Source organism: Microcoleus sp. Pol11C3 (genome assembly GCF_036701485.1).
Taxonomy (GTDB): domain Bacteria; phylum Cyanobacteriota; class Cyanobacteriia; order Cyanobacteriales; family Microcoleaceae; genus Microcoleus.
In genome coordinates, this window is sequence record NZ_JAUBQW010000025.1 from 55,759 (window position 1) to 57,803 (window position 2,045).

2 protein-coding genes are annotated in these 2,045 nt (G+C 47.9%); both read right to left on the reverse strand.

Features of this window, described 5'->3' with window-relative positions; translation table 11 throughout:
- Nucleotides 1–1,505, reverse strand: a 1,505-nt coding sequence (locus QUA40_RS08925; protein ID WP_333124167.1) for a DUF4347 domain-containing protein, incomplete at its 3' end; no start/stop codon positions are given.
- Between the two features lie 206 nt (nucleotides 1,506–1,711).
- Nucleotides 1,712–1,981, reverse strand: coding sequence for a helix-turn-helix domain-containing protein (locus QUA40_RS08930; protein WP_445301135.1), 270 nt, complete (start codon nucleotides 1,979–1,981; stop codon nucleotides 1,712–1,714).
- Between the last annotated feature and the right edge of the window lie 64 nt (nucleotides 1,982–2,045).

Sequence of the window (2,045 nt, forward strand, 5' to 3'; positions counted from 1 at the left end):
GCAGCGCCGTCGCTAACGTTGTAGGTGAAAGTATCTAGACCTACAAAACCAGCTTTCGGGGTATAAACGAAGTCGCCAGTTTTGTTTAATGCGATCGTACCGTTGAGCGGGCCTGTAACTAAAGTTGCACTCAGCGTGTCTAAGTCCCCGTCGCTGTCGTTGCCTAAAACTCCGGGAATTTGGACGCTGAGAATTTTGTCGTGCACGACAGGGTAGGCGTTATTGGCCGCCACCGGAAAGTTATTCACCGAGATATTGCCGAGAGTAAAACTCGCACTTGCCTGATCCGTGGCGTCGCCGAAAAATAGAAAGTTTGGCTGGGTGTAGGGATTGAAGGGTAAAGCTGGCTGGCTGTTTGCTGGATTAAATGCTCCGTAGTTCCGCAGCGGCTGATTTGTCAGGCCTGGTATTGCTACACCGCCCGCAAACAGGGTGTAAGTTGTCCCTTGAACCACCAGTTTGTAGTCGGTAGCAGTGCTGATGTTAACAGGTGCGTTTTCCCCGCGAGTAAACAGGGGAGTATCTTGCTGGGCAAAAATGCCTCCGTTAGCACCGAGATTGCGGTTGGTGAAACCCAGTTCAATGCCATTTGCGTCGCTGCTAAGGGCGATGATGCTGAAACCGGCCCGATCGTTACTACCACTGTTTTCAGCCGTAACTGCAACATTGAAAGAAACGCTGTAACCGTTGGTGCGGTTGAGGGCGGGGAAAGTTGCACTGACTGGAGTAAATGTTGCTGGCGTGGCTGGCGGACTTGGAGGGGTATATTTGTAGTTTGTGTAGCCCGCATAGCCTGCATTGCTAGCCGGGAGACTCACCGTAGAAGTATCAATGCCCGTGTTGGGCGTGAACGCACCACTGGCGAATGGAAGAGCAGCAGGTAGCTCTCCATAAGCTAATTGAGTAGTACCTAATGCCCCGATACCGGGTGTTGCAGCAGGAAACGGAAAGTTACTTGTACCGTCGTAGAGGGTTGGGCCGAACACGAATTGATAGTCGGCCATTGTTGCAGGCTCGATCGCCAGCCCAGCCACCATAACTCCCGTTCTATAATCTAGCAGCCAGTCTCCGCCGAGAGTTGAATTGCCGATCGGCCCAGTTGAAGCAGCAATTTTTGCCTTAGTTATCTGACTCAATTGCTGCACAAAGTTAGCGCCCGCATCACCCGCCGCTACATCGCACCCGTACAGCAAAATCTCTCCACTGTCTGCCAGCGATCTCGACCAACGCTGCAATTGTTTAGCATAAGTTTTTAAATTTATTAAGTTTAGATTGATCGTGCCTAGCAGCAAACTCGCGGGGCGGCCGTGGGAAATGATATGAATGCTTTTAATATTGCTGCGACTCGCTAGCGCTTCAGTAATTTGTGCTACTCCATCCCGCACCGCATCGAGGATAATTACTTCTGTCCCCGCTGCGATGCCGTTGCGGAGAGTTTGGGCATCTGGAACAGCAGAATCGAGAAAGGCGATCGAACTAAAAATAGAACGGATAAAATTTTGCAAAATACACCTAGGGTTAGATGACCCTGTGAAAATTAAGATGTATCAAGATTAGCAAATTCAGAACTTCAATGTCATCAGTAAAATGAACAATCAAGACGAATGATACTAATTTCCCCTGAGCATGGGACAGAGGTATCTTGATAAAGGCGGATTTAGCCAATAAATCCTTTAAAAAACCGACAATTGTGGTACAAAACCCGCCTCTATCAAGGTTCGATAGCCAAAAGTTCTTCTGCTACCAATCCTTTCTGAATAGCTAGCACTGCTGCTTGAGTGCGATCGCGCACTTCTAACTTTTGCAAAATCGCGTGTACATGAACCCGCACCGTACCCGGAGGAATGTACAATATTTGTACAATTTTCTGATTGCTTTTCCCCCCCGCAACTAAAGCTAATATTTCCTGTTCTTGCTTCGTCAGCGGATTTTCCAAAGCTTCTGATTTTGACCCAACTTTCACAGGTTGGTAGTCCTGCATAGCAATGAAAATGTGTTATAATTCTATTCTTTATAACCTACCTTTAATTTTAGCTTATGAACTG

What these genes read in the sequence shown, in the direction of transcription:
- QUA40_RS08930 (WP_445301135.1), bottom strand. Translation starts at nt 1,981, where the DNA reads ATGCAGGACTACCAACCTGTGAAAGTTGGGTCAAAATCAGAAGCTTTG.